The 22,765-nt window shown below is 43.4% G+C and carries 22 protein-coding genes; 21 read left to right on the top strand and 1 reads right to left on the bottom strand.

Annotation, left to right across the window (positions count from 1 at the left end; translation table 11 throughout):
* The first annotated feature begins 28 nt into the window (after positions 1-28).
* The 6 genes from BQ5796_RS04880 to BQ5796_RS04905 all read left to right on the top strand — a co-directional run bounded on the left by BQ5796_RS04880 (position 29) and on the right by BQ5796_RS04905 (position 6,245).
* A complete protein-coding gene (locus BQ5796_RS04880) occupies positions 29-1,546 on the top strand; it encodes an aldehyde dehydrogenase family protein (RefSeq protein ID WP_071459203.1) in 1,518 nt (505 codons plus the stop codon).
* 60 nt (positions 1,547-1,606) lie between these two features.
* Positions 1,607-2,467 carry a 3-hydroxyacyl-CoA dehydrogenase gene (locus BQ5796_RS04885; RefSeq protein ID WP_083413046.1) on the top strand — a complete coding sequence of 287 codons (861 nt, stop codon included), beginning with the start codon at positions 1,607-1,609 and terminating at the stop codon, positions 2,465-2,467.
* Positions 2,468-2,492: 25 nt separating this feature from the next.
* Complete coding sequence (locus BQ5796_RS04890; protein ID WP_071459205.1) at positions 2,493-3,704, top strand: thiolase family protein; 1,212 nt, start codon at positions 2,493-2,495, stop codon at positions 3,702-3,704.
* A complete protein-coding gene (locus BQ5796_RS04895) occupies positions 3,701-4,477 on the top strand; it encodes an enoyl-CoA hydratase-related protein (RefSeq protein WP_071459206.1) in 777 nt (258 codons plus the stop codon). The genes BQ5796_RS04890 and BQ5796_RS04895 overlap by 4 nt, the downstream gene beginning before the upstream one ends.
* Before the next feature lie 118 nt (positions 4,478-4,595).
* Entirely contained in the window at positions 4,596-5,471 is an 876-nt protein-coding gene (gene paaX, locus BQ5796_RS04900; RefSeq protein ID WP_071459207.1) for a phenylacetic acid degradation operon negative regulatory protein PaaX, read from the top strand.
* A 99-nt stretch (positions 5,472-5,570) separates the two neighbouring features.
* Positions 5,571-6,245, top strand: a complete 675-nt coding sequence (locus tag BQ5796_RS04905; RefSeq protein WP_234969307.1) for an NAD(P)H-dependent oxidoreductase — start codon at positions 5,571-5,573, stop codon at positions 6,243-6,245.
* A 45-nt stretch (positions 6,246-6,290) separates the two neighbouring features.
* Here BQ5796_RS04905 and BQ5796_RS04910 read toward each other — a convergent pair whose 3' ends face one another.
* Positions 6,291-6,806 (bottom strand): gamma carbonic anhydrase family protein, encoded by a 516-nt coding sequence (locus BQ5796_RS04910; protein ID WP_071459208.1) that lies wholly within the window; start codon positions 6,804-6,806, stop codon positions 6,291-6,293.
* 74 nt (positions 6,807-6,880) lie between these two features.
* Between BQ5796_RS04910 and BQ5796_RS04915 the strand changes: the two genes are divergently transcribed.
* The 15 genes from BQ5796_RS04915 (at position 6,881) to BQ5796_RS04985 (ending at position 22,567) form a co-directional block, all read left to right on the top strand.
* Positions 6,881-7,831, top strand: a complete 951-nt coding sequence (locus tag BQ5796_RS04915) for an NAD(P)H-dependent flavin oxidoreductase (RefSeq protein WP_071459209.1) — start codon at positions 6,881-6,883, stop codon at positions 7,829-7,831.
* 255 nt (positions 7,832-8,086) lie between these two features.
* Positions 8,087-9,088 (top strand): ABC transporter substrate-binding protein, encoded by a 1,002-nt coding sequence (locus BQ5796_RS04920; protein ID WP_071459210.1) that lies wholly within the window; start codon positions 8,087-8,089, stop codon positions 9,086-9,088.
* 17 nt (positions 9,089-9,105) lie between these two features.
* Complete coding sequence (locus BQ5796_RS04925; protein ID WP_071459211.1) at positions 9,106-10,134, top strand: ABC transporter permease; 1,029 nt, start codon at positions 9,106-9,108, stop codon at positions 10,132-10,134.
* Positions 10,112-10,906, top strand: a complete 795-nt coding sequence (locus BQ5796_RS04930; RefSeq protein ID WP_071459212.1) for an ABC transporter ATP-binding protein — start codon at positions 10,112-10,114, stop codon at positions 10,904-10,906. Before BQ5796_RS04925 ends, BQ5796_RS04930 begins: the two co-directional genes overlap by 23 nt.
* Positions 10,907-11,105: 199 nt before the next feature.
* On the top strand, positions 11,106-11,498 hold the full coding sequence (locus BQ5796_RS04935; RefSeq protein WP_071459213.1) for a thioesterase family protein: 393 nt from the start codon (positions 11,106-11,108) through the stop codon (positions 11,496-11,498).
* A gap of 60 nt (positions 11,499-11,558) precedes the next feature.
* Complete coding sequence (locus BQ5796_RS04940; RefSeq protein WP_071461152.1) at positions 11,559-12,659, top strand: Leu/Phe/Val dehydrogenase; 1,101 nt, start codon at positions 11,559-11,561, stop codon at positions 12,657-12,659.
* Positions 12,660-12,724: 65 nt separating this feature from the next.
* Positions 12,725-13,795: a pyruvate dehydrogenase (acetyl-transferring) E1 component subunit alpha gene (gene pdhA, locus BQ5796_RS04945; protein WP_071459214.1), complete on the top strand. Its 1,071-nt coding sequence runs from the start codon at positions 12,725-12,727 to the stop codon at positions 13,793-13,795.
* Positions 13,792-14,787 carry an alpha-ketoacid dehydrogenase subunit beta gene (locus tag BQ5796_RS04950; protein WP_071459215.1) on the top strand — a complete coding sequence of 332 codons (996 nt, stop codon included), beginning with the start codon at positions 13,792-13,794 and terminating at the stop codon, positions 14,785-14,787. The genes pdhA and BQ5796_RS04950 overlap by 4 nt, the downstream gene beginning before the upstream one ends.
* A 14-nt stretch (positions 14,788-14,801) precedes the next feature.
* A complete protein-coding gene (locus BQ5796_RS04955; protein ID WP_071459216.1) occupies positions 14,802-16,049 on the top strand; it encodes a dihydrolipoamide acetyltransferase family protein in 1,248 nt (415 codons plus the stop codon).
* Positions 16,049-17,482, top strand: coding sequence for a dihydrolipoyl dehydrogenase (gene lpdA, locus BQ5796_RS04960; protein WP_071459217.1), 1,434 nt, complete (start codon positions 16,049-16,051; stop codon positions 17,480-17,482). The genes BQ5796_RS04955 and lpdA overlap by 1 nt, the downstream gene beginning before the upstream one ends.
* Before the next feature lie 114 nt (positions 17,483-17,596).
* A complete protein-coding gene (hppD, locus tag BQ5796_RS04965) occupies positions 17,597-18,712 on the top strand; it encodes a 4-hydroxyphenylpyruvate dioxygenase (RefSeq protein WP_071459218.1) in 1,116 nt (371 codons plus the stop codon).
* Between the two features lie 55 nt (positions 18,713-18,767).
* Entirely contained in the window at positions 18,768-19,862 is a 1,095-nt protein-coding gene (gene hisC / locus BQ5796_RS04970; RefSeq protein WP_071459219.1) for a histidinol-phosphate transaminase, read from the top strand.
* A gap of 3 nt (positions 19,863-19,865) precedes the next feature.
* Positions 19,866-20,474 (top strand): flavin reductase family protein, encoded by a 609-nt coding sequence (locus BQ5796_RS04975; RefSeq protein ID WP_071459220.1) that lies wholly within the window; start codon positions 19,866-19,868, stop codon positions 20,472-20,474.
* A gap of 8 nt (positions 20,475-20,482) precedes the next feature.
* A complete protein-coding gene (locus tag BQ5796_RS04980; protein ID WP_071459221.1) occupies positions 20,483-21,409 on the top strand; it encodes a fumarylacetoacetate hydrolase family protein in 927 nt (308 codons plus the stop codon).
* Positions 21,410-22,567, top strand: a complete 1,158-nt coding sequence (locus tag BQ5796_RS04985; RefSeq protein ID WP_071459222.1) for a homogentisate 1,2-dioxygenase — start codon at positions 21,410-21,412, stop codon at positions 22,565-22,567.
* The last annotated feature ends 198 nt before the right edge of the window (positions 22,568-22,765 follow it).

Here is a 22,765-nt window from a genome sequence, read left to right on the forward strand (position 1 = left end):
GAATCTTAATAAAGAGGAGATGTTCGTATTGGCAACAATAAAAGAACAAAAGTTTGAAACCCTCCAAACAAAACGTGAACGATATCAGTTGATCATCAACGGACAGCGTCAAGATAGCGTCAATGGAGATACTTATCAAGTATTTAATCCAGCTACAGGAGAAGAAGTGGCAACAGTTTCAAAAGCATCAAGGGAAGATGCTGAACAGGCAGTACAGGCTGCCCGAAATGCATTCGATTTTGGAAAATGGCGTCATTTTCCTGTGAACAAAAGGTCCAGAACTTTGAATAAAATTGCTTCTATCATGCGTGCGAGATTCAATGAACTCGTTGAGCTGGAGATCCTCGATACGGGAAAATCGCTTTCTGCGGCACAAGGACAAGTCATGCAGGCAATCGAGGATTTTGAATTCTACGCAGGTGCGATTGTCAGCCATCGTGGAGCTGTCAACAGCATGCCTGGCGCATTCCAAAATATAACGGAAAAAGAGCCTGTCGGCGTTTGTGCGCAAATTATTCCGTGGAATTATCCGCTGATGATGGCCGCGTGGAAAATTGCCCCCGCTATCGCTGTGGGCTGCTCTGTGATTGTAAAGCCTGCTTCGCTTACTCCGCTTACAGCAATTGTACTCGGAGAAATCTGTGTGGAAGCGGGTGTCCCAGAGGGTGTAGTTAACGTCATCCCGGGCTCCGGTTCTGATATCGGAAACTACTTAGTGGAACACGACAAAGTGGACAAAGTGGCATTTACCGGGTCAACGCCTATTGGAAAAGATATCATGGCGCGGGCATCCAAGACGTTAAAACGTGTCACTCTTGAACTTGGCGGGAAATCTCCAAGCATAATTTTTAATGATGCAGATGTTGATGCCGCGGTGGATGGATCCCTATTCGGGATTTTCTATAATACGGGTCAATCGTGCGAAGCGCGTTCAAGACTGTATGTCCATGAGGGTATTTATGATACATTCATGGAGAAGTTTGTCGAGAAAACGAAAATGCTGAAGCTTGGAAATCCGTTCGATAAGGATACGCATGTTGGAGCAATTATCAGTCAACATCAAGTGGATGTAATCGACAGCTATGTGCAATCTGCTGCGGAAGATGGAGCGATGATTCTAGCAGGAGGCAAGCCAGCGGCACCGGAAGGTTTTGAAAATGGCTGCTGGTATGAACCGACGATTATTAGTGAGACAAACCACAGCATGAAAGCGGTCAAGGAGGAAATATTCGGACCAGTTGTCGTCGTGATGAAGTTTAAAGATGAAAAAGAAGCCATTCAGTTAGCGAATGATAGTGATTACGGCCTTGGATCAGCGGTTTGGACCAAGGATTATGGCCGGGCAACAAGAGTTTCAAAACAAATTCAAGCAGGAATCGTTATGGTGAACTGTCCGTTCTCTGCATTTCCTGGAACTCCGTTCGGTGGATATAAGCAATCAGGATTTGGCCGTGAATTATCGATAGAGACACTGGATCTCTATACAGAAACGAAAAGCATCGTTTCTTATTATGGCAGCAGGCCATTGAACCCATTCAATTTATAAAAATGCAGCGAGCACTCACGATCGGGTGCTCGCCTTCATGATGAAAGAGAGGCATATATAATGAAGAAACTCGTCATTATTGGTTCCGGTGTCATGGGAAGGGGAATTGCCTACGTTAGCGCACTTGGAGGCTTTCATACCTTCCTTATCGATATTGAAGAAAAACAGCTGGAGAATGCACGGAGGGACATTGATGCGATTTTTGAAAAAGGTGTTTCCCGCGGGAAAGTAACAGAAGAGGAAGCAAGGAATGCTAGCGAGCGGCTAACTTATTCTAAATTTTTATCAGAGAATATTAAGGATGCGGATATTGTCATTGAGGCAGTACCCGAAAAAATCGATATCAAGAAATCTATTTTTGAAGTGATGGATCAGCATGCACCATTACATTGCCTATTTGCGACAAATACTTCGACGATGAGCCCAACGGAGATTGCTTCGTTTACAAAACGGCCAGATAAAGTGATAGCGATGCATTTTTTCAATCCTGTTCATTTAATGCCATTAGTTGAAATCGTTCGCGGCTTGGAAACAAGTGATGAAACAGCTCAAGCAATCTCCCTTGTAGCAAAACAAATGGGGAAGGAGACGGTTACTGTTAATGAATTTCCTGGCTTTGTTACAAGCAGGATCTCAGCGCTTGTAGGGAATGAAGCCTTTTACATGCTGCAGGAGGGCGTTGGAACAGCTGAGGAAATTGACAAAGCTATCAAACTTGGTTTGAACTATCCGATGGGTCCGTTTGAATTAGGCGACTTAGTTGGCCTTGACACAAGATACAATAATTTAAAATATCTTCACGAAAAGCTCGGAGAGAAATACCGGCCTGCCCCGCTTTTGGAACAGTATGTTAAAGCAGGAAGACTTGGTAGAAAGACAGGACGAGGCGTTTACGATTATCGGAATCCTGTGAAATCATAGTTGAAATGGAAAGAGAGGAGCTGCAATGAGGGAAGCGGTCATCGTTGATGCAGTGAGAACACCGATAGGAAGATACAATGGCAGTTTGCGTCATATTCGGCCGGATGATTTAGCAGCGGTCGTTATTAAAGCATTGGTTGAGCGCAATCCGCGAGTTTCCCCTGAGTGTATTGAGGAAGTTATCATGGGGAATGCCAACCAAGCAGGGGAAGATAACCGAAATGTTGCCAGAATGGCCGGTTTGCTCGCTGGTTTGCCCGTAGATGTGGCAGGAACGACAATGAACAGGCTTTGCGGTTCTGGTTTAGATGCGGTAAATTATGCTGCCAGAGCCATCATTGCAGGGGAAGGCGATATCTTCATTGCTGGAGGTACGGAGAGCATGACGCGCGCGCCTTTCGTGATGGCAAAGGCAAATAAGGAGTTTCCAAGAGGAAACATGGAAATGTTCGATACGACGATTGGATGGCGTTTCATCAATTCAAGACTGGAAGAACGCTACGGGACGGACAGCATGCCGCAAACGGCGGAAAATGTTGCGAAAAGGTATGGCATTTCTCGCACCGCACAGGATGAGTTTGCAGCAAAGAGTCAGCTTCGTGCACAAATAGCAATGGAGACAGGAAAATTCAAGGATGAAATTATTCGTGTAATCAGTGTCGATCATAAAGGGAATGAATCTGTCATCGAAAGAGATGAGCACCCTCGTCCAGGAACAACTGCGGAAAAATTGGCTCGTCTTAAGCCTTTATTTGACAATGGCACCGTAACAGCCGGAAATGCTTCCGGTGTTAATGACGGGGCTTCTGCGCTTCTATTAACGAGCAGGGAAAAAGCAGAAGAACTTGGATTAGAACCCCTTGCTCTCTATAAGGCTTCAGCTGTCGCTGGGCTCGAACCTTCCATCATGGGAATGGGACCAGTTTACGCTGCCCAAAAGGCATTGCGCCGAGCAAAGCTTTGTATAGAAGATATAGGGTTAATGGAGTTGAACGAGGCTTTTGCTGCACAATCGATTGCATGCATAGAAGAACTTGGAGTGAATGCTACTAAGGTGAATGTGAATGGTGGTGCAATTGCTTTTGGCCATCCGCTTGGTGCAAGCGGGGCAAGAATCCTGACAACGCTTGTCCATGAAATGAAGCGCAGTGGAGAAAAGTTTGGCATGGCAACAATGTGTGTCGGCGTTGGGCAAGGAATTGCAACAATTATTGAAAATATAGGAGAGAAGCGATGAAAAATATTCTTACACAAAAAGAAAATGGAATTGCCTATATTACCATTAACCGTCCGGAAATTTACAATTGCTTCAATTATGAAACGCTTGGGGAGCTAGGAGAGACAGTTGAGAGCCTGCATCATGACAATGAAACAAAAGTGGTGATTTTTACCGGTGCTGGTGAGAAGGCTTTTAGTGCAGGGGCAGACTTAAAGGAGCGGAAAAATCTGACCTCAGATGAGGTTATTCGCAATGTGCACAAAATCCGCGATGTCTTTCAAGCGGTATCAGAATTGCCTCAGCCGACCATTGCTGCAGTGAATGGTGTCGCTTTCGGAGGCGGCTTTGAACTCATATTAGCCTGCGATTTCAGGATTGCATCGAGCAATACACTCATGGGTTTAACTGAAGTAAGCTGGGGAATTATCCCCGGGGCTGGAGGGACCCAACGTCTTACAAGGCTGATCGGTGAAATGAGGGCAAAAGAGCTTATTCTTACAGCAAGAAAAATTCGTGGAGAAATGGCAATGGAGCTTGGCATCCTTACTAGTATGGTCGAAGCCGGCAAGGTAATGGAAGCTTGTCGGGAATTGGCAGAAGAAATCATGCAAAATGCACCGATTGCTGTAAGGCAAGCGAAATACGCTATTAGTAGAGGCTCTGGGGTCACTCTGGAAACAGGACTCGCTATTGAGACAAAGGCATATGAAGTGACGATTCCAACAAAAGACAGGACCGAGGCGCTCCAAGCATTCAGCGAAAAGCGCAAGCCGGTTTTTACGGCGCAATAATGGAAAAATCCATAGAGAGAGACTCTATGGATTTTTTCATTTCTAAAGTAGTGATAATATTGTAAAATATCTTATAACGGTTTCTTTCCGTCTAATAAAAATAAAGGATGATTATAGTTTGAACACAAGGTCGATGATATTTACACTTTATGGTGATTATATTTACCATTATGGAAGCAAAATTTGGATTGGCAGCCTCATTCGCTTATTGAATGAATTTGGCCATAACGACCAGGCAGTAAGGGCGGCTATATCCCGAATGAATAAGCAGGGTTGGGTGCAGGCCGAGAAGGTCGGCAATAAAAGCTATTACTCTCTCACTCCTAGAGGTCAGAAGCGGATTGATGAGGCTGGCAAGCGGATATTCAAGCTTAAACCAGAGCAATGGGACGGAAAATGGCGCATCCTTATGTACAGCATTCCAGAAGAAATCCGTAATATTAGGGATGAACTTAGAAAGGAATTGATTTGGAGCGGTTTTGGCTCGATGTCTAACAGTTTTTGGATATCTGCGAACAGTTTGGAACGCGAGGTCCATGATTTGATAGAAAAATATGATATTACGCAATACGTTGATTTTTTCCTTGCGGAGTATAAGGGACCTCATGAAAACCAACGCATTGTTGAGAAAAGCTGGAATCTAGAAGAAATCAATATGCGATATCAGGACTTTATAGGTGAATATAGTCAAAAATACATCATCGATAAAAATAAAATAGCAAAAGGAAGCATGACGGAAGCACAGTGTTTTGTAGAACGGGCAAAATTGGTACATGAGTACCGGAAATTCCTGTTTTATGATCCAGGACTGCCGGAGGAACTGCTTCCGGATAAATGGTTAGGGAGCCATGCCGCCTCACTTTTCAGCGAATACTATAAAGAGCTTGCAGAACCTGCTTCCCGCTTTTTTGAATCTGTATTCAGTGAAGGAAACGAGCTCAAAAATAAAAATGCAAATTATGATGTATTGGATCACCCCTATATTTTAGAATAATTGTGTTTAAAAGGACTTTTCCTTGCTAAGCGTATAACATGAAAGAGTAAGAATCATATGTTACCTTTGTGGAATAAGAAAAAGGAAGGAGAAATGACTTTGGTTAACGGTGATGCAAAAAAAGAAGAGATTCTTCAAGCTTTTCATTTTCGGCATGCAACAAAGGAGTTTGATCCCTCAAGAAAGATTCCGGAAGAAGACTTTGACTTTATTCTAGAGACGGGAAGATTATCTCCAAGCTCTTTTGGCTTCGAGCCATGGAGATTTCTAGTGATTGAAAGCAAGGAACTGCGCGAGAAAATCCGCAATACCGCATGGGGCGCCTACGGTAAGCTTCCGGAGGCAAGCCATTTTGTTGTCATCCTTGCCCGGACGATAAAGGATACAAAATATGATACTGATTATTTGAAGGACCACTTTTCAAAGGTAAAAGAACTGCCTAATGATATGATGGAGAAATACTTAGAGAGAATTGAGGAATTTCAAAAAGAAGATTTTCGATTGCTCGAAGGAAATCGGCCGCTTTTTGATTGGGCATCAAAACAGACATATATTGCTTTGGCCAATATGATGACAGCTGCAGCACAAATAGGTGTGGATTCCTGTCCGATTGAGGGATTCAATTCGGATAGCATGAATCAGCTTCTCGAGGAAGAGGGATTGCTGGAAGATGGTCATTTTAAGATTTCAGTAATGGTTGCCTTTGGCTACAGAGTAAAGGAACCAAGAGAAAAGACCCGCCGTCCATTTGAGGATGTAGTAAAAAGGGTTTAAAGGAAAACCGAACGGCAGCGGCTTTGGATTGGCCGCTGCCTATTTTTATTTGGATAGCTCCTCTTTATACTCCTTTCCTTTTTGAACGTATGTATCAATGGACAGCTGTATCAGTTCTAAATCTTTTTCTCCTATTTCCCTAATGACCTTTCCTGGTGAACCGACTACAAGCGATCGCGGTGGAATAACTTTACCAGCAGGGATAAGGGTGTTTGCCCCAATAATGCACTCTTCACCGATGACTGCTCCGTCAAGAATGGTGGAACCCATCCCGATGATGCATCGGTTATGGATCCTACAGCCATGAAGAATCACATTATGCCCGACTGTTACTTCGTCTCCAATTTCAAGTGGGGACCCTTCGTAAAGATGGCATGTTGCATTGTCTTGGATACTACAGCTCTTGCCAATAGTAATGGTATCTTCATCTCCACGCAAAACAGCGTTAAACCAAACGCTTGAATTTTCTCCGATTACTACATCTCCAATAATATGGCATCCAGGGGCTTGGAATACTGTTTCATGAACAGATGGCTGTTTTCCATTATAGGAAAGAATCAAAATGACCACTCCTTTTCTTAATTGTCAAAATCTTAAAATTAGTATAACATTAATTTAGCGAAGGAGGAATTTTTGTGAATGGAATAACCTCAATTCTAGGAATTCATTATCCTATTATCCAAGGTGGAATGGGGAATATCAGCAACGCTATTTTAACAGCAGCTGTCTCTGAAGCAGGCGGCCTTGGAACAATAGGAGCAGGAACGATGACGGCAGATGAAGTAGAAAAAATAATTATAGAAACAAAGAAGTTGACAGAAAAGCCATTCTCTTTAAATGTTGCGCTCAGTGTGTCGCCCAACCCTATGGCAATCCTAAAGCTTGCGGTAAAACACAGGCTTGCTGTTGTAACGCTCTCGGCAGGCAATCCTGCCCCATTCATCGGTAAACTTCATGATGAAGGAATAGTAGTGATTACCGTTGTGGCATCTGTTAAGCAGGCGGAAAAAGCAGAAAAAGCTGGTGCTGATATTCTTGTAGCGGAGGGCTTTGAAGCGGCAGGTATCAATTCCGCTTTGGAAACAACCACCCTTGCCTTGATTCCGCAGATTTTGAACAGAGTGAACATCCCTTTAGTTGCGGCCGGGGGAATTGGAGATGGAAAAGGACTTGCTGCAATGCTCTGTCTCGGTGCTAGCGGAGTCCAAATGGGTACAAGGTTTATCGCAACAAAGGAAGCCCCTTTTCATGACTCATACAAGCAGAAATTATTAGATGCAAATGACCATGGAACAGTGATTGTAGGCCGCTCAGTCGGAAAAATACGGAGGCTTCTGGACACATCCTATGCGCATTGTTTGCTCCAAAGAGAAGCGGAAGGGATAACACCTGAAGTCTTTGCCGACTTGACGACAGAGGAAATACATAAGAAAGGAGCACTAGAAGGCAAGGAAGATGAAGGGTTCATGAATGGCGGACAGGTTTCAGGATTGATTACGGATATTCCTTCCGTTGCCGAACTTCTCGACCGGATGATGGAGGAGGCAAGGGCGGCGCTTTCCGCAGCAGGAAACAAGATAGGATAAAAACATGCTTTTACAAGCATGTTTTTTATTTTGAAAAAAAATGCTTGCTTGTCATGGCAGAAGGTGGTTTAATTAAAAACAAAAAATCATAAGATACTAAATTTTTTGAATATATTGACATCAATTCTTCGTGGTGTTAATATAACGTTGTATTTACGGTGTGGAAGCTTACTATCATATGTTAACAGCGTAATCAAAAATAAGTATCATTCGGCAAATGTATTGCTTGTCGGAAGAATATTAAGGGGGATGGGAATGAGAAAACCAGTTAAGGCGATTTCACTAGTTCTAGCAGGCGTTATCATGCTGGCAGGGTGTGGCGGAAAAGAAGTGACAAGTGAAAATGGCAAGAAGGAAAAAATGGTGAGTGTTGGAATTACGCAATTTGCAACGCATCCTTCCCTTGATGCTGCTACGAAAGGTTTTAAAGAGGCAATGGCTGAAAAAGGGTTTAAGGAAGGCAAGAATGTAGATTATGACTTCCAAAATGCCCAGGGAGACCAGAATAATACTTCGACAATTGCAAACAATTTTGTCGGGGACAAGGTTGACCTCATTTTTGCGAATGCTACGCCTAGTGCTACTGCAGCACTGAATGCAACAAAAAATATTCCTATCATTTTCACTTCGGTGACGGACCCTGTTGGCTCCGGATTAGTAGAATCATTAGACAAGCCTGGCGGAAATATCACCGGTACAACGGACAATCATCCTGATGCTACGAAAAAGACGATTGAGTTTATTACAGAGGAAATAGGAGCAAAGAAAATCGGCGTGATATATAACACCGGCGAACAGAATTCCGAGGTTCAGTTAAAAGAGGTGAAGAAACTTGCAGAAGCGAATGGAGCGAAGGTGACGGAAGCTTCCATCTCTACAACAGCAGAAGTCAAACAGGCCGCAGAGTCGCTCGTAGGAAGAGTGGATGCAATTTATATTCCTACAGATAACACGGTAGTTTCTGCTTTAGAATCCGTCATTTCGGTTGCAAATAATAAAAAGATTCCTCTTTTTGTAGGAGAACTGGACTCAATGAAACGTGGGGCTGTTGCTGCTAGCGGTTTTGATTACTATGATATCGGTTACCAGTCAGGATTGATGGCGGCGGAAATCTTGTCCGGAAAGAAAAAGGTTTCAGAGCTGCCTGTGGAACTCCCAGTATCTCTGACACTTACTATCAACAAGAAAGCTGCAGAGGCACAGGGTGTAGAAGTGAAGGAAGAATGGGGAAAAGAAGCGAAATTTTTTGAGGAATAGAGAAAGGATGATCAGCATTGTTCACTGCGATATTTGGAGCGTTTGAATCTGGCATTATATATGCCATTATGGCTCTTGGAGTCTATTTATCCTTTCGAGTTTTGGACTTTCCTGACTTGACGGTGGACGGCAGTTTTGTTACAGGAGCTGCCGTTGCAGCAATCATGATCATCAACGGCGTGAATCCGTATGCTGCTACTCTTGCTGCGCTTCTTGCAGGTTTCGCAGCAGGTTGCTTAACCGGAATCATTCATACTGCTGGAAAAGTAAATGCACTACTTTCTGGGATTCTGATGATGATCGCCCTCTTCTCCATTAATTTAAGAATAATGGGGAAAGCGAACCTTCCTCTGCTTAATAGCGAAACTGCCATGACTTCTGTTAGCGGCTTTGCTGAAAAAACTGGATTGGATGGTGTTCTCAATGGCATTTTGATGAAAGCAGGACTAGGAGAAAACCTGCCAAAATCTTGGGGAATCATTCTTTCGATGGTCATAGTCACCCTTGCAATAAAATTTCTCCTTGATGCATTTCTGAAGACAGAAGTAGGGCTGGCCATAAGAGCGACAGGTGATAATAAGAGAATGATTCGAAGCTTTTCCTCGAACACCGGTTTGATGACCATTCTTGGTTTAGGCCTGTCCAATGCATTGGTTGCTTTTTCAGGTGCTCTGATTGCCCAACAAGGAGGTTTTGCTGATTCGGGAATGGGAATTGGGATGATCATCATTGGATTGGCATCTGTCATTATTGGCGAGGCCATTTTCGGGACAAAATCGATTGCCAGGACTACCCTTGCGGTCATTGGCGGAGCCATTATATATCGTCTTGTTGTCACGGTTGCACTAAGAATAGAGTTCCTCCAGCCGGGGGATATGAAATTGATTACCGCGGTTATTGTGGTCATCGCATTGACCACACCGAAAATAGCCTCAGCATATAAGGAAAAGAAACGAAGGATCAGCCGGCGTTTGGAAGGGTTTGCTCCAATCTCCGTTCCTGCAGGAAGGAAGGGTGAAACTAGTGCTACAGTTAAATCAGATTAACAAGATTTTTAATGAAGGGACACCTGATGAGAAAGTGGCATTGAACAATATTAACCTTACACTTGAAGAAGGTGATTTCGTCACTGTCATTGGCAGTAATGGTGCTGGTAAATCAACCCTGATGAACATGATCTCCGGGGTGCTCCAACCTGATCATGGTTCGGTACTGCTGGGCGGGAAAGATGTAACCTACTTGACGGAGTACAGACGATCTAAATGGATCGGGCGTGTTTTCCAAGACCCTATGGCAGGCACAGCTCCAACAATGACGATTGAAGAAAACCTTTCCATTGCATACAGCAGGAATAAAATCCGGACATTAAAAAGAGGTGTTACCAAAAAAAGGCGGGAATATTTCAAAGAAGTATTGGAATCTTTGCACCTTGGTTTAGAAGAAAGGCTTTCAGCGAAAGTGGGACTTCTGTCAGGAGGTGAGAGGCAGGCACTTTCGCTTCTAATGGCAACTTTCACAGAACCTTCTGTCTTGCTCCTTGATGAACATACGGCCGCTCTAGACCCATCAAGAGCGGAACTGATTACGGGACTGACAAAAGAAATCGTCGGAAAATACGGACTAACTACCATTATGGTGACACATAATATGCAGCAGGCCATTGATCTCGGCAATAAACTAATTATGATGGATAAAGGTCAGATTATCCTTGAAGCAGATGAAAAGGAGAAGGAAAAGTTAACGATTGAAGATTTACTTAACGAGTTTCAGCGAATTAGAGGTATAAAAATGTCGAGTGACAGAGCCCTGCTAAGCTGATGATTGTCGGTGCTTCCTTTTAGGAAGGCCGGCTTTTTTTAGATTAAAACGAAACTAACGCATAAATTAAAATTATATTACAATTGTTTTTTGAAAATATTAAAATTTCTTACAATTTATTGACTAATCGTTTAACGTGATGTTATGATATCGTTAAATAAACGTTATACATATAAACATGGTGAAAAGGTGGGATGGAATGCGAAATGGATTTGGAGTCGGTATTTCAGCCGATATGGAAGTGACCGTAACGCCAGATATGTTTGCTAGTTTCAATGGTGAACTTGTTCATCCTGTCTACTCTACTGTATCGATGGTTTACCACATGGAATGGGTTTCGAGACAGACAATCCTTTCCCATCTGAAAGATCATGAAGAAGGGATGGGAGGGGCAGTTGCCATCAAGCATGTCGCTCCATGTATGGAAGGGGACATTATAAAATTTACTGCTACTGTTACCTCATATCGAAAAGACACTGTTATTACGAAGGTAAGAGCAGAATGCCAAGGCACTCTTGTCGGACATGGAGAGGTAAAGCAAGTAATATTGCGAAAAGATAAGATTGCCAGTTTCATAGACAGAAAAAATTAAATTTTTATTATTTGAAAGCGCTAACATTACTTAACGCATTAAAGGGGGAAACAAGTGGATATGTTTGAGAAAATAAATGAGCATGAACAAGTTGTCTTTTGTAATGATGAATCAACAGGTTTGAAAGCTATCATCGCCATTCATAGCACAAGTCTTGGCCCTGCGCTTGGAGGCTGCAGGATGTATCCATATACATCAGTAGACGATGCACTAGAAGATGTTCTAAGACTGTCAAAAGGGATGACGTATAAATGTGCAGCAGCAGATGTCGATTTCGGAGGAGGAAAGGCGGTTATTATCGGCGATCCTGAGCGAGACAAAAGCCCTGAATTGTTTCGTGCTTTCGGGCAATTTGTGGAGTCAATCAATGGGCGTTTTTATACAGGAACCGATATGGGAACAAGTCCCGAGGATTTCATCCATGCGCTAAAGGAAACCAATTGCATAGTAGGTGTGGATGAAGCTTATGGGGGCAGCGGAGATTCCTCCGTTCCCACTGCCCAAGGAGTAATCTATGGGCTTCAGGCTACAGGCAAGGCAGTTTGGGGAAGCGAGGACCTTTCCGGAAAGTCATATGCGATACAAGGTCTAGGAAAAGTAGGCTTCAAAGTGGCGGAAGTGCTGCTGGAACATGGAGCTGACCTTTATGTTACAGATATTAATGAGGCGGCCATCGATAGTATTACGAAAAAAGCACGGAAAATGGGCGCAGGCATTAAGGTTGTAAAACGTGACGAAATTTATTCACAGCCTGCCGATGTATTCGTTCCTTGTGCCCTTGGTGGAATTCTAAATGATGATACAATCGACGAGCTAAAGGTAAAAGCAGTTGCCGGTTCGGCTAATAACCAGCTAAAGGAAGAAAGACATGGTAAATCACTTCAGGATCTGGGAATTCTTTATGCACCAGACTATATCGTTAATGCAGGAGGGCTCATTCAAGTCGCGGATGAACTATATTCTCCTAATAAGGAGCGTGTCTTAAGAAAGACAAAGGCTATCTATACCTCCTTGCTGAACGTATACAAGCAAGCAGAAAAAGAAGGTATTACTACCGTTAAGGCTGCCAATCTATTTTGTGAAGACAGAATTGAAGCGAGAACGAGAAGAAACAGTTTCTTTTCTCATATGAAAAGGCCGAAATGGGCTGTCAGGCTATAAGAAGAACTAACAGAATAATCATGGTGGACTTCAATATGATAAAAGTCTAAGTTGGAGGTGGTCTTATGGAGGAGCAATTCCCCATCTTAACCATTATGGATGCTAACGGGCATATTGTATCCAAGAATGATGAAGCCCTTGTGACCGTGGACAGGGTCAAGGAGTTTTATCAGGCGATGGTGAAAATACGCTTGTTTGATAAAAAAGCAGTAAGCTTGCAGCGTCAAGGACGAATAGGTACTTATGCACCATTTGAGGGACAGGAAGCAGCACAGGCAGGAAGTGCGCTTGCACTAGAAAACAGCGACTGGATGTTTCCAACTTACCGTGATCACGGAGCTGCAATACTATTTGGGCATTCATTGAAGAATATACTGCTGTTTTGGAATGGAAGAAATGAAGGCTGCATACCGCCTGAAGGGAAGAATATCTTCCCGCCTGCCATTCCGATTGCTACGCAGATTCCCCATGCAGCAGGTGCGGCGCTTGCTGAAAAGAAAAAAGGAACGAAAAACGCCGCTATTTGCTATTTCGGCGATGGAGCAACTTCTGAAGGTGATTTCCATGAAGGTTTAAATTTCGCTAGTGTGTTCCAATCACCAGTTGTCTTTTTTTGCCAAAATAATCATTATGCTATTTCCGTTCCAGTGACTAAACAAATGAATTCACCTACCATTGCGCAAAAAGCATTATCTTATAGTATTCCTGGAGTAAGAATCGATGGAAACGATGTCTTTGCGGTTTATTCTGAGACGAGGCGAGCGCTTGAAAGAGCAAGACGCGGCGAGGGACCGACATTAATTGAGGCGGTAACTTGGCGATATGGCGCACATACAACGGCGGATGATCCAACAAAATACCGAGATCAGTCGGAAAGCAACAACAAGCGAAAGGAAACAGACCCGCTGCTACGCCTTGAAAGGTGGCTGAAGCAGCATGGCTCCTATGAGGATAGCTGGGTTCGGGAAATAGAAAATGTCGCAGGGGATGAAATTGATCGCGCAATTCGGGAGATGGAGAGTTCTCCAATCGCTGATCCTGCTGCAATTTTTGATTACGTATTCGAAACGCCTACTTGGACGATTGAGAGGCAAAAAGCGGAATATATTAAACTTTTGCGAGGAGGTGCCAAATGAAGGCCGCATTAATGACAAAAAATCTGACGCTTATTCAGGCGATAACAGATGCACTTGATGTCATCCTTGAATCTAGAGAGGAAGTTGTCCTTCTAGGGGAGGATATCGGTGTCAATGGAGGTGTCTTTCGTGCTACTGCCGGCTTGCAGGAGAAATACAGTGAAGACCGAGTGATGGATACACCACTGTCGGAAGCAGGTTTTGTCGGTGCAGCGGTCGGCCTAGCGGTGAACGGTTTTCGGCCTGTTGTGGAAATACAGTTCCTAGGATTCATTTATCCTGCTTACGAGCAAATTATGACGCATGTTTCAAGGCTCAGAATGCGGACGATGGGGCATTATCATGTACCGATGGTTATTAGGGCTCCGTATGGTGCGGGTGTAAGGGCGCCTGAAATTCATTGCGATAGTACAGAATCGCTTTTTACCCATATGCCAGGGATCAAGGTTGTCTGTCCGTCAACTCCATATGATGCAAAAGGACTTTTAATTGCTGCGATTGAAGATAACGATCCAGTACTTTTCCTTGAACCGATGAGAAGCTATCGAGCAGCAAAAGAAGAAATACCAGAAGGGGTTTACAGGGTCGAGATTGGAAAAGGAAAGAAGTTAGCAGAAGGCAGGGATGTCACTGTTATTGCTTGGGGAGCGATGGTACCCATTGCCATGAAAGCAGCAGAGAGCATGAAGCATAAAGGGATAGGTTGTGAAGTTCTTGACCTAAGGACATTATACCCCTTAGATAAAGACTTGGTAATCGAATCTGTCCAGAAAACGGGAAGAACCGTCATCGTCCATGAAGCTCACGAAACAGGCGGTATTGGAAATGATCTCGTTTCACTCATAAATGATGAGGCTTTTCTTTATCAAAAAGCACCTGTATCGAGAGTGACAGGATTTGATACCCCTGTCCCTTATTTCGGATATGAGGATCATTACTTGCCTACACCTAGGCGTGTTGAAGCAGCAATTGAAAAAGTAATGAGATTTTAGGAGGTGCGAATATAGTGGAAGTAAAGCTTCATGATATAGGAGAGGGAATGACGGAAGCGGATATAAATTGTTATTTGGTGAAACCTGGGGATGTGGTTAAGGCTGATGAACCTCTCATTGAAGTACAGACAGATAAAATGACAGCAGAAATTCCTTCTCCAATTGCCGGGATAGTCCGTGAAATACTAAAGAAGCCCGGCGAGACCGCAAAGGTGGGGGAAACGCTTCTTATATTGGGAGCGAGTGAGGAAACCGTTGATAAAAAGGAAATAACGGGCAGCACGCCGCCAAGAATTCTCGCATCACCATATACACGGAAAATTGCCCGGGAAAACACGATAAGTATCGAGGAAGTTACAGGCACTGGTCCTGCCGGAAGAATTACAGAGGGTGATGTTTTACAGCTGGTAGAAAAGCGGAAGAATGAGGTTTCGAGGATTTCAAAACCTGCTTCCGAAAAGGTTACGAACTCTTCGGAACCTATAACCGAAACCCTTTCGGAAGGTTCAGAACCCGTATTTGAACGGAGCCATAGGGAAAATGCAGCGCAGCAGCTTCAAAAAGATGAGAATGTCAAATTGCCATTTCGAGGACGGCGTAAAGCTATTGCCAAAAAAATGGTCCAGTCCCTATATACTATTCCGCATTGCACTCATTTTGAAGAAATCGATATGACAGAATTAATGCTGCTGAGAGAGCAATTGAGAGAGCATAATCGGCAAGTATCGGCAACGGCTTTCTTCATGAAAGCATTATCGGTAGCCTTGAGGGAGTATCCTGTATTTAATGCAAGGTTGGACGAGGAAAGAGAAGAGATTGTTCTATTGAAAGAACATCATTTAGGGGTTGCGGTGGATGCGCCTGATGGATTGGTTGTTCCGGTACTTCACAATGTGGAGCGCAAGAGCGTTGGAGAGATTCATCAAGAATGCAAGGCAGTGACGAAACAAGCGCTAGACGGCACGCTTTCGCTTAAGGCAACAGCCGGCGGTACTTTTACAATCAGCAATGTTGGACCGCTCGGAGGGAGTATTGGAGCTACGCCGATTATCCAGCATCCCCAAACTGCGCTTATCTCCTTTCATAAGACGAAGAAAAGACCTGTTGTCATCAAAAATGATGAAATTGCTGTCCGTTCGATGATGAATATATCGATGTCCTTTGATCACCGTGTTGCCGACGGAGCAACAGCCGTTGCATTCACAAATCGTTTCAGAGAACTAATAGAAAATCCGAATTTATTGGTTTTGGAGTTGAGATAATGGTTGTTGGCGAACTAGCGCATGAACGGGAACTTATCATCATTGGCGGTGGACCAGGGGGATATCATGCTGCCATTCGAGCGGCGCAGCTTGGCAAACAAGTAACATTGGTGGAGAAGTCCCTGCTCGGAGGCGTATGCCTGAATAAAGGCTGTATCCCTTCCAAAGTGTATACACATGCTGCAGAAAGATATCATGATGCAAAACGAAATAAAGAACTCGGAATTCTAACCTCCCAAATCACCATAGAACTTACGAAGCTTGCAGACTATAAAAATAGAATGATAAGTCAGCTTCGTGAAGGTGTGAAGTCATTATGCAGAGAAAACAAGGTGGAGATCCTGAAAGGAAATGCGTTTTTCCTATCGGATGACAGAATTGGCGTAGAAGAGGGGGATTGCTATGAAGTATATCGTTTTACTTCCGCGATTATCGCCACAGGAGGGGTGCCGCGCAGCTTGGAAGGGGCTCCTACAGATGACTCGAGAATCTTCAATGCTTGGAATATCTTCGAGCTGACAGAAGTCCCTCATTCTCTTATCGTCATGGGAGATGATTACATTGCGCTTGAAACAGCGATGGCATTCCGCTCATTCGGTTCTGACGTAACCATCATTTTACCTGAAGGAAAAAGTGGCTGGGATTTTGATGCATCGATCAACCGAGAACTTACAAGAGTTCTGAAAAAATCAGGTATCACCGTTTTGAAGAATACAAGTTCAATCAAAGTGATAGCTGACAAGGATGATATTTCCGTTAGTTTAATGAATGAGACGAAACAAAAACTGTTCACGGGAACGCATCTTTTCTATTCACTTGGCATCGAGCCAAATATAGATCATTTAGGAATCAACCGGATAGGTATCGAGCTTTCAGAGGATGGTTTTATCCTCACAGATTCCTCATGTAGAACTTCCATTCCTCATATTTATGCTGTTGGGGATGTAGCTGGAGGAAAGGCGCTTGCTTCAAAGGCGATCAGACAAGCAAAGGTTGCTGCAGAAAAGATTGGTGGGGAAAAAAGTGAAGAAGATTTTACTTATCTGCCAACAGTCGTGCAGACAATTCCTCCTATTGCAGTGGTCGGTTTGACGGAAGAAGAAGCAATTGAGAAAGGGTTTCAAGTAGGGACAGGAGAATTCCCGATTGCTTCAAACGGATATGCTTCGATTCTTGGGAAAAAAGAAGGATTGGCGAAAATTATTTTTGATAAGAGAACGGATTCCCTTTTAGGTGTTCACCTCATGGGGCAAGGTGCAGTCGAGATGATCTCAAATGGAATCACCGCACTGGAGATGGCAGCAAGACATGAGGATATTATCTTTCCGTCTTACCCTCATCCAAGCGTGAATGAAGCTTTTCTTGAAGCAGCAGAAGCCTTGAAAGGTAGCGCTATCCATCTACTCCCGAAAAAACAAGGCGTGAAAGTATAGTTGTACTGCTTTATCGCATAACAGTATTATAGCTTTACATCATGCTCTTGAGAAAAGTAGATGGATAATTGTAAAATAATTTGGAATATTTATAAAATAAAAGGAGGCGACAGTATGCAGAAGGTAACAAATTTAACAGGGATGACACAAAAGGATTTCTTTCCGGTTAAAGAAGTTGATTACCTTGAGCTTTATACAGGAAATGCAAAGCAAACCGCACACTATTTCCAGACTGCTTTCGGGTTTAAGGTCGTGGCCTATTCAGGGCTTGAAACAGGAAATCGCGAAACGGTTTCCTATGTTTTACGCCAGGAGAAAATCAGGCTTGTTATAACAGGCTCGTACACGGAAAGCAGCAGAGTAGCAGCGTTTACAAAAAAGCATGGTGATGGAGTCAAGGATATTGCTCTTACTGTTGAGGATGTGGAGGAAGCATATAAAGCAGCGGTGAGCCGAGGGGCAATTGAAGTGCAGCCTCCTATGGAAGTGAATGATGAGGATGGGACAGTAAAAAAGGCTGTTATCGGTACATATGGTGACACCATCCATACGCTTGTAGAACGGAAAAACTATCAAGGTATATTTCTTCCAGGGTTTGTATCCTATAGTACCACGGTTTCCAATGAAGAAGTTGGTCTAATCGGAATTGACCATGTCGTTGGGAATGTCGAGAGAATGGAAGAATGGGTGAATTATTACGCAAATGTTATGGGATTCAAGGAAATGAAGCATTTTTCCGACAAGGATATCACGACGGAATATTCTGCCCTCATGTCAAAGGTAATGCATAATGGAGGTCGGATTAAGTTTCCAATCAATGAACCCGCAGAAGGGAAGCGCAAATCGCAAATCCAAGAATATCTCGACTTTTATAATGGGCCTGGTGTTCAGCATCTGGCTGTATTGACGGAGGATATTGTTAGCACTGTAGCTGCTCTAAGGAAAAATGGAGTGGAATTTCTTCAAACTCCTGATTCTTACTATGACATGCTATCGGAACGGGTTGGCGAGATTGATGAAGAAATAGAGAAGCTTCGCGAGCTTAGTATTCTTGTCGATCGGGATGATGAAGGTTATCTTTTGCAAATTTTTACGAAGCCAATTGTCGACCGTCCGACATTATTCATTGAAATTATCCAACGCAAAGGCGCCCGAGGTTTTGGTGAGGGGAACTTCAAAGCGCTGTTCGAATCAATTGAACGAGAACAAGAAAGACGTGGAAACTTGTAATGATGACTAGGGGGGCAAATGCTCCCTTTTCGTCATGAACAATAGGAGGAAGAGTATGACGATTAAACCACGGGAGGAAATTGTTCCAATTATGCCATATGCCCTTGGCGATTCAGTCGAGGAAGTAAGGCGTCAATACGGGATAGATAATGTCAGGAGAATGTCTGAAAATGAAAATGTTTATGGCTTCTCTCCGCTTGTAAAGGAAGCATTAGCTCAGGAAGCAGCTAGTCTTCATCGATATCCGAATGGAATGGCGATAGAGCTTGTTCAAAGGCTGTCCAGCTTTTATAGGGTAGAGGAAAACCAGATTCTTGTGGCAAACGGGTCGGAGGAAATTATCCGGCTTATCGTGCGCGCCTATCTTAATCATAGTGAGGAAGCCATTATGGCTGATTTAACCTTCCCGCGTTATAGAACAAATGTTTTGATAGAAGGTGGTAAAGCGGTAACCGTGCCATTGAGGGAGGGGAGGCATCATCTTGAAGCGATGATTGATGCGGTGAACGAAAGGACTAAGGTGATTTTCGTCTGCAATCCGAATAATCCAACTGGTACGATAATTAGGAAAAAGGAACTTTTCCAGTTCCTTTCCGCTATTCCATCTCATGTTCTGGTTATTCTCGATGAAGCATACTTTGAATATGTTCAATGTGATGATTACCCCGACTCCATCTCGCTGCTGCAGCAAATGAAAAATCTTGTGATATTGAGGACTTTTTCGAAAATCTATGGGCTTGCGGGGCTGCGTATAGGATATGGAATAATGAATAGTGAAATTAACAACAACCTCCACAAAGTAAGGGAAGTCTTTAATGTAAACTGCATGGCGCAGGCTGCTGCATCTGCTGCATTAGCTGACAAGGAGTTCGTTTTGGAGGTTACAAAGAAGAATGCAGTGGAACGGAAATTTTTAAAAGGTGCTTTTGAGCAATTAGGGATGGAATGTTACGATTCGGAAACAAATTTCCTTTTTGTGAAAGCTAATCCCAACGAGATAATGAGGCTGAAAGAGAACGGTGTACTCGTAAGGCCATTTGCGATGAAGTCCGGTGGCACTTTGGATTCTTTCAGGATAACGATTGGAACAAGGGAAGATAACGAATATGCAATTGCTGTGCTGCAAAGCCTTCAGGAAAGAGTGGTATGAAAAATGGAAATTAATCCGGCATCACTGCAATGGAAAGATGCTTATAAGCTTCTTGTAGGTTCTATCCTGCCGCGACCCATCGCTTTTGTTTCAACCACCAATGCTTATGGTCAAGATAATCTTGCTCCTTTTAGCTTCTTTACTGCCATATGTGCGAACCCAATGATGGTTTGTTTTTCTCCAATGCGGAGGGGAAGCGATGGGAAAAAGAAAGATACATTACGTAATATTGAAGAAACAGGTGAGTTTGTCATTAATATCGTTGGAGAGCCACTAGTACAACAAATGCATGCATGCAGTGCAGAATTGCCATACAATGTTGATGAATTCGAAGCGGTTGGTCTCGGTAAAGAACGCAGCATAACGGTGAAACCTCCGCGGGTAAAAGAATCGCTAGTTCATCTAGAGTGTGTTTTGGACCAAGTCCTGCATTATGGCGAGGAGGCAGGGGGAGGCAGCCTTGTAATCGGCAAGGTGCTCCATGTTGCAGTCTCAAATGAACTATATAAAAACGGTCGAATCAATACAGAAAAATTAAATCCAGTTGGCCGAATGGCAGGAGCAGCCTATACACTGCCAATGGCAAAAATGTTTGAGATACAAAGAAAATAGGTGGAATCATGAAATTTTTAACATTTGTAGACAATGACGGGGCAAATCGAGCGGGCTTGCTGATTTCGGGTGATAGATTGATTGACATTCATCATAATTCAAATGGATTCCTGCCAGATAATATGCTTGATTTCCTTCGCGGCCAAGAGCAGTACATGGAATATATCCGCTCTAATCGTTCGTTATTGGAAAGCGGTATTACCTTTCGGCTACCGGATACTTCTTTAAATGCACCGCTACCTAATCCTGTTAGCATGAGAGACTTTTATTCTTTTGAGCAGCATGTGAAAACAGCCAGAAGTAATCGCGGGCTAGATATGGTGCCGGAATGGTATGAATTCCCCGTGTTTTATTTTTCTAACCACCTTGCCATCACCGGTCCAGAGGAGCAGATTTATTGTCCACCAGGCTGCTCCTGGCTTGATTACGAACTGGAAATCGCTTGCGTCATTGGAAAGGAAGGAAAAAATATTAAAAGAGAGGAAGCGGAAGAGTTTATTTTTGGCTATACGATCATGAATGACTGGAGTGCGCGGGATATTCAAAGAAAAGAAATGAAAGTCGGGCTTGGCCCTGCTAAAGGAAAAGACTTTTCGACATCAATAGGGCCTTATCTGATTACAAAAGATGAACTGCAAAGCAAGAAGTCTGGAAAAGGTTTTGATTTATCAATGGTTGCAAGGGTAAATGGAAAAGAACTTTCCAGAGGAAATACAAAGGATTTATATTATTCTTTCGCTGAAATGATAGAACGTGCTTCTCAGGGGACAACATTATACCCTGGTGAAATCATCGGTTCCGGAACTGTTGGCACAGGATGCATTCTTGAACTTGGCACTGATACGCATGGCTGGCTGGAACCAGGGGACTTGGTAGAACTTGAAATAGAAGGCTTAGGCGTCCTGAAGAATGAAATAGGGAAAGAAGGTGTCTAAATGTATTATCGAAAGCTTGGAGAGATTCCGAAAAAACGCCATACAATTTTCCGAAGAGAAGACGGGAATCTCTTTAGAGAGCAAGTAATGGGAACAAAAGGTTTCTCCGGAACCCAGTCCATTCTTTACCATCACCATATGCCGACAGAAGTAGCGGCATCTGAATATGTAGGGAGTTATTTGCCAGAGTATGAAGAACAAAGTTCCCTCCGGCATAGGCACTTTTTAACGGATAGAATGAAAAAATGCGGTGATGGACATACGAGTAGGGAATATTTGCTTGGGAATGAGGATTTGCTGATCGGGACAGCAATTATCACGGAACAGATGAAATGTTACATGAGAAATGGTGACGGTGATGAAATGTTCTATATTCACCACGGGTCAGGTATCATCGAAACGATGTTCGGAAGCATTCGCTATAAAGCGGGAGATTATATCATCATTCCAATCGGAACAGTATATAAGGTGATGCCGGATCAAGGGCAAACGACAAAAGCCCTATTTGTTGAATCCTTCAGCCAAATCACAACGCCGAAAAGATATCGGAATGAATATGGCCAGCTGCTAGAACATAGTCCGTTTTGTGAGCGGGATATTAGAGGACCGGAGAAGCTCGACACATTTACGGAAAAGGGCCATTTTGAAATACTGACGAAATCACGCGGACATTTGCACCGCCATATCCTGAACCATCATCCTTTTGATGTGGTTGGCTGGGATGGTTATTTGTATCCATGGGCGTTTAATATCTCCGATTTTGAACCGATTACCGGAAGGATCCATCAGCCGCCGCCAGTCCATCAGACTTTTGAAGGTCAGAATTTTGTTGTATGTTCTTTTGTACCGAGGCTATATGACTATCATCGTGAAGCCATTCCCGCGCCTTATTATCACAGCAATGTTAATAGCGACGAACTGCTTTACTATGTCGAAGGAAATTTCATGAGCCGCAAGGGCATCAAGGAAGGATCAATTACATTGCATCCAAGCGGAATCCCTCATGGCCCTCACCCGGGAAAAACAGAGGCGAGCATCGGTAAAAAAGAGACGCTTGAGCTAGCTGTGATGATCGATACCTTCAAACCGCTCCGCATTGTAAAAAAAGCGCAGGAAATAGAAGATGAAAGCTACATGTACTCATGGTTACCATCATAAATGATTACCCGTCTTGAAATATTAGCGAGTTCTTTTCCTTTAAAGGACCAACGATAGAATTTGCGCTATCGAACAAAAGAAGATAAAGAACAGTCCGTCCATGCTTTTTTAGGGCGGGCTGTTCTTTATTTCTTTTACGATGGTGGTAAAATAGCGAAGTTGACGAATTCCATTACCTGTCCCCACTTTATGTATATA

Source organism: Bacillus massilinigeriensis, assembly GCF_900111815.1.
Lineage (GTDB): Bacteria > Bacillota > Bacilli > Bacillales > Cytobacillaceae > Mesobacillus_C > Mesobacillus_C mediterraneensis.

Bases quoted from the DNA above. Each gene is read 5' to 3' on its own strand.
- BQ5796_RS04885 (WP_083413046.1), top strand. From the start codon at position 1,607: ATGAAGAAACTCGTCATTATTGGTTCCGGTGTCATGGGAAGGGGAATT.
- BQ5796_RS04890 (WP_071459205.1), top strand. From the start codon at position 2,493: ATGAGGGAAGCGGTCATCGTTGATGCAGTGAGAACACCGATAGGAAGA.
- BQ5796_RS04895 (WP_071459206.1), top strand. From the start codon at position 3,701: ATGAAAAATATTCTTACACAAAAAGAAAATGGAATTGCCTATATTACC.
- BQ5796_RS04920 (WP_071459210.1), top strand. From the start codon at position 8,087: ATGAGAAAACCAGTTAAGGCGATTTCACTAGTTCTAGCAGGCGTTATC.
- BQ5796_RS04935 (WP_071459213.1), top strand. From the start codon at position 11,106: ATGCGAAATGGATTTGGAGTCGGTATTTCAGCCGATATGGAAGTGACC.
- BQ5796_RS04940 (WP_071461152.1), top strand. From the start codon at position 11,559: ATGTTTGAGAAAATAAATGAGCATGAACAAGTTGTCTTTTGTAATGAT.
- pdhA (WP_071459214.1), top strand. From the start codon at position 12,725: ATGGAGGAGCAATTCCCCATCTTAACCATTATGGATGCTAACGGGCAT.
- BQ5796_RS04950 (WP_071459215.1), top strand. From the start codon at position 13,792: ATGAAGGCCGCATTAATGACAAAAAATCTGACGCTTATTCAGGCGATA.
- lpdA (WP_071459217.1), top strand. From the start codon at position 16,049: ATGGTTGTTGGCGAACTAGCGCATGAACGGGAACTTATCATCATTGGC.
- hppD (WP_071459218.1), top strand. From the start codon at position 17,597: ATGCAGAAGGTAACAAATTTAACAGGGATGACACAAAAGGATTTCTTT.
- hisC (WP_071459219.1), top strand. From the start codon at position 18,768: ATGACGATTAAACCACGGGAGGAAATTGTTCCAATTATGCCATATGCC.
- BQ5796_RS04975 (WP_071459220.1), top strand. From the start codon at position 19,866: ATGGAAATTAATCCGGCATCACTGCAATGGAAAGATGCTTATAAGCTT.
- BQ5796_RS04980 (WP_071459221.1), top strand. From the start codon at position 20,483: ATGAAATTTTTAACATTTGTAGACAATGACGGGGCAAATCGAGCGGGC.
- BQ5796_RS04985 (WP_071459222.1), top strand. From the start codon at position 21,410: ATGTATTATCGAAAGCTTGGAGAGATTCCGAAAAAACGCCATACAATT.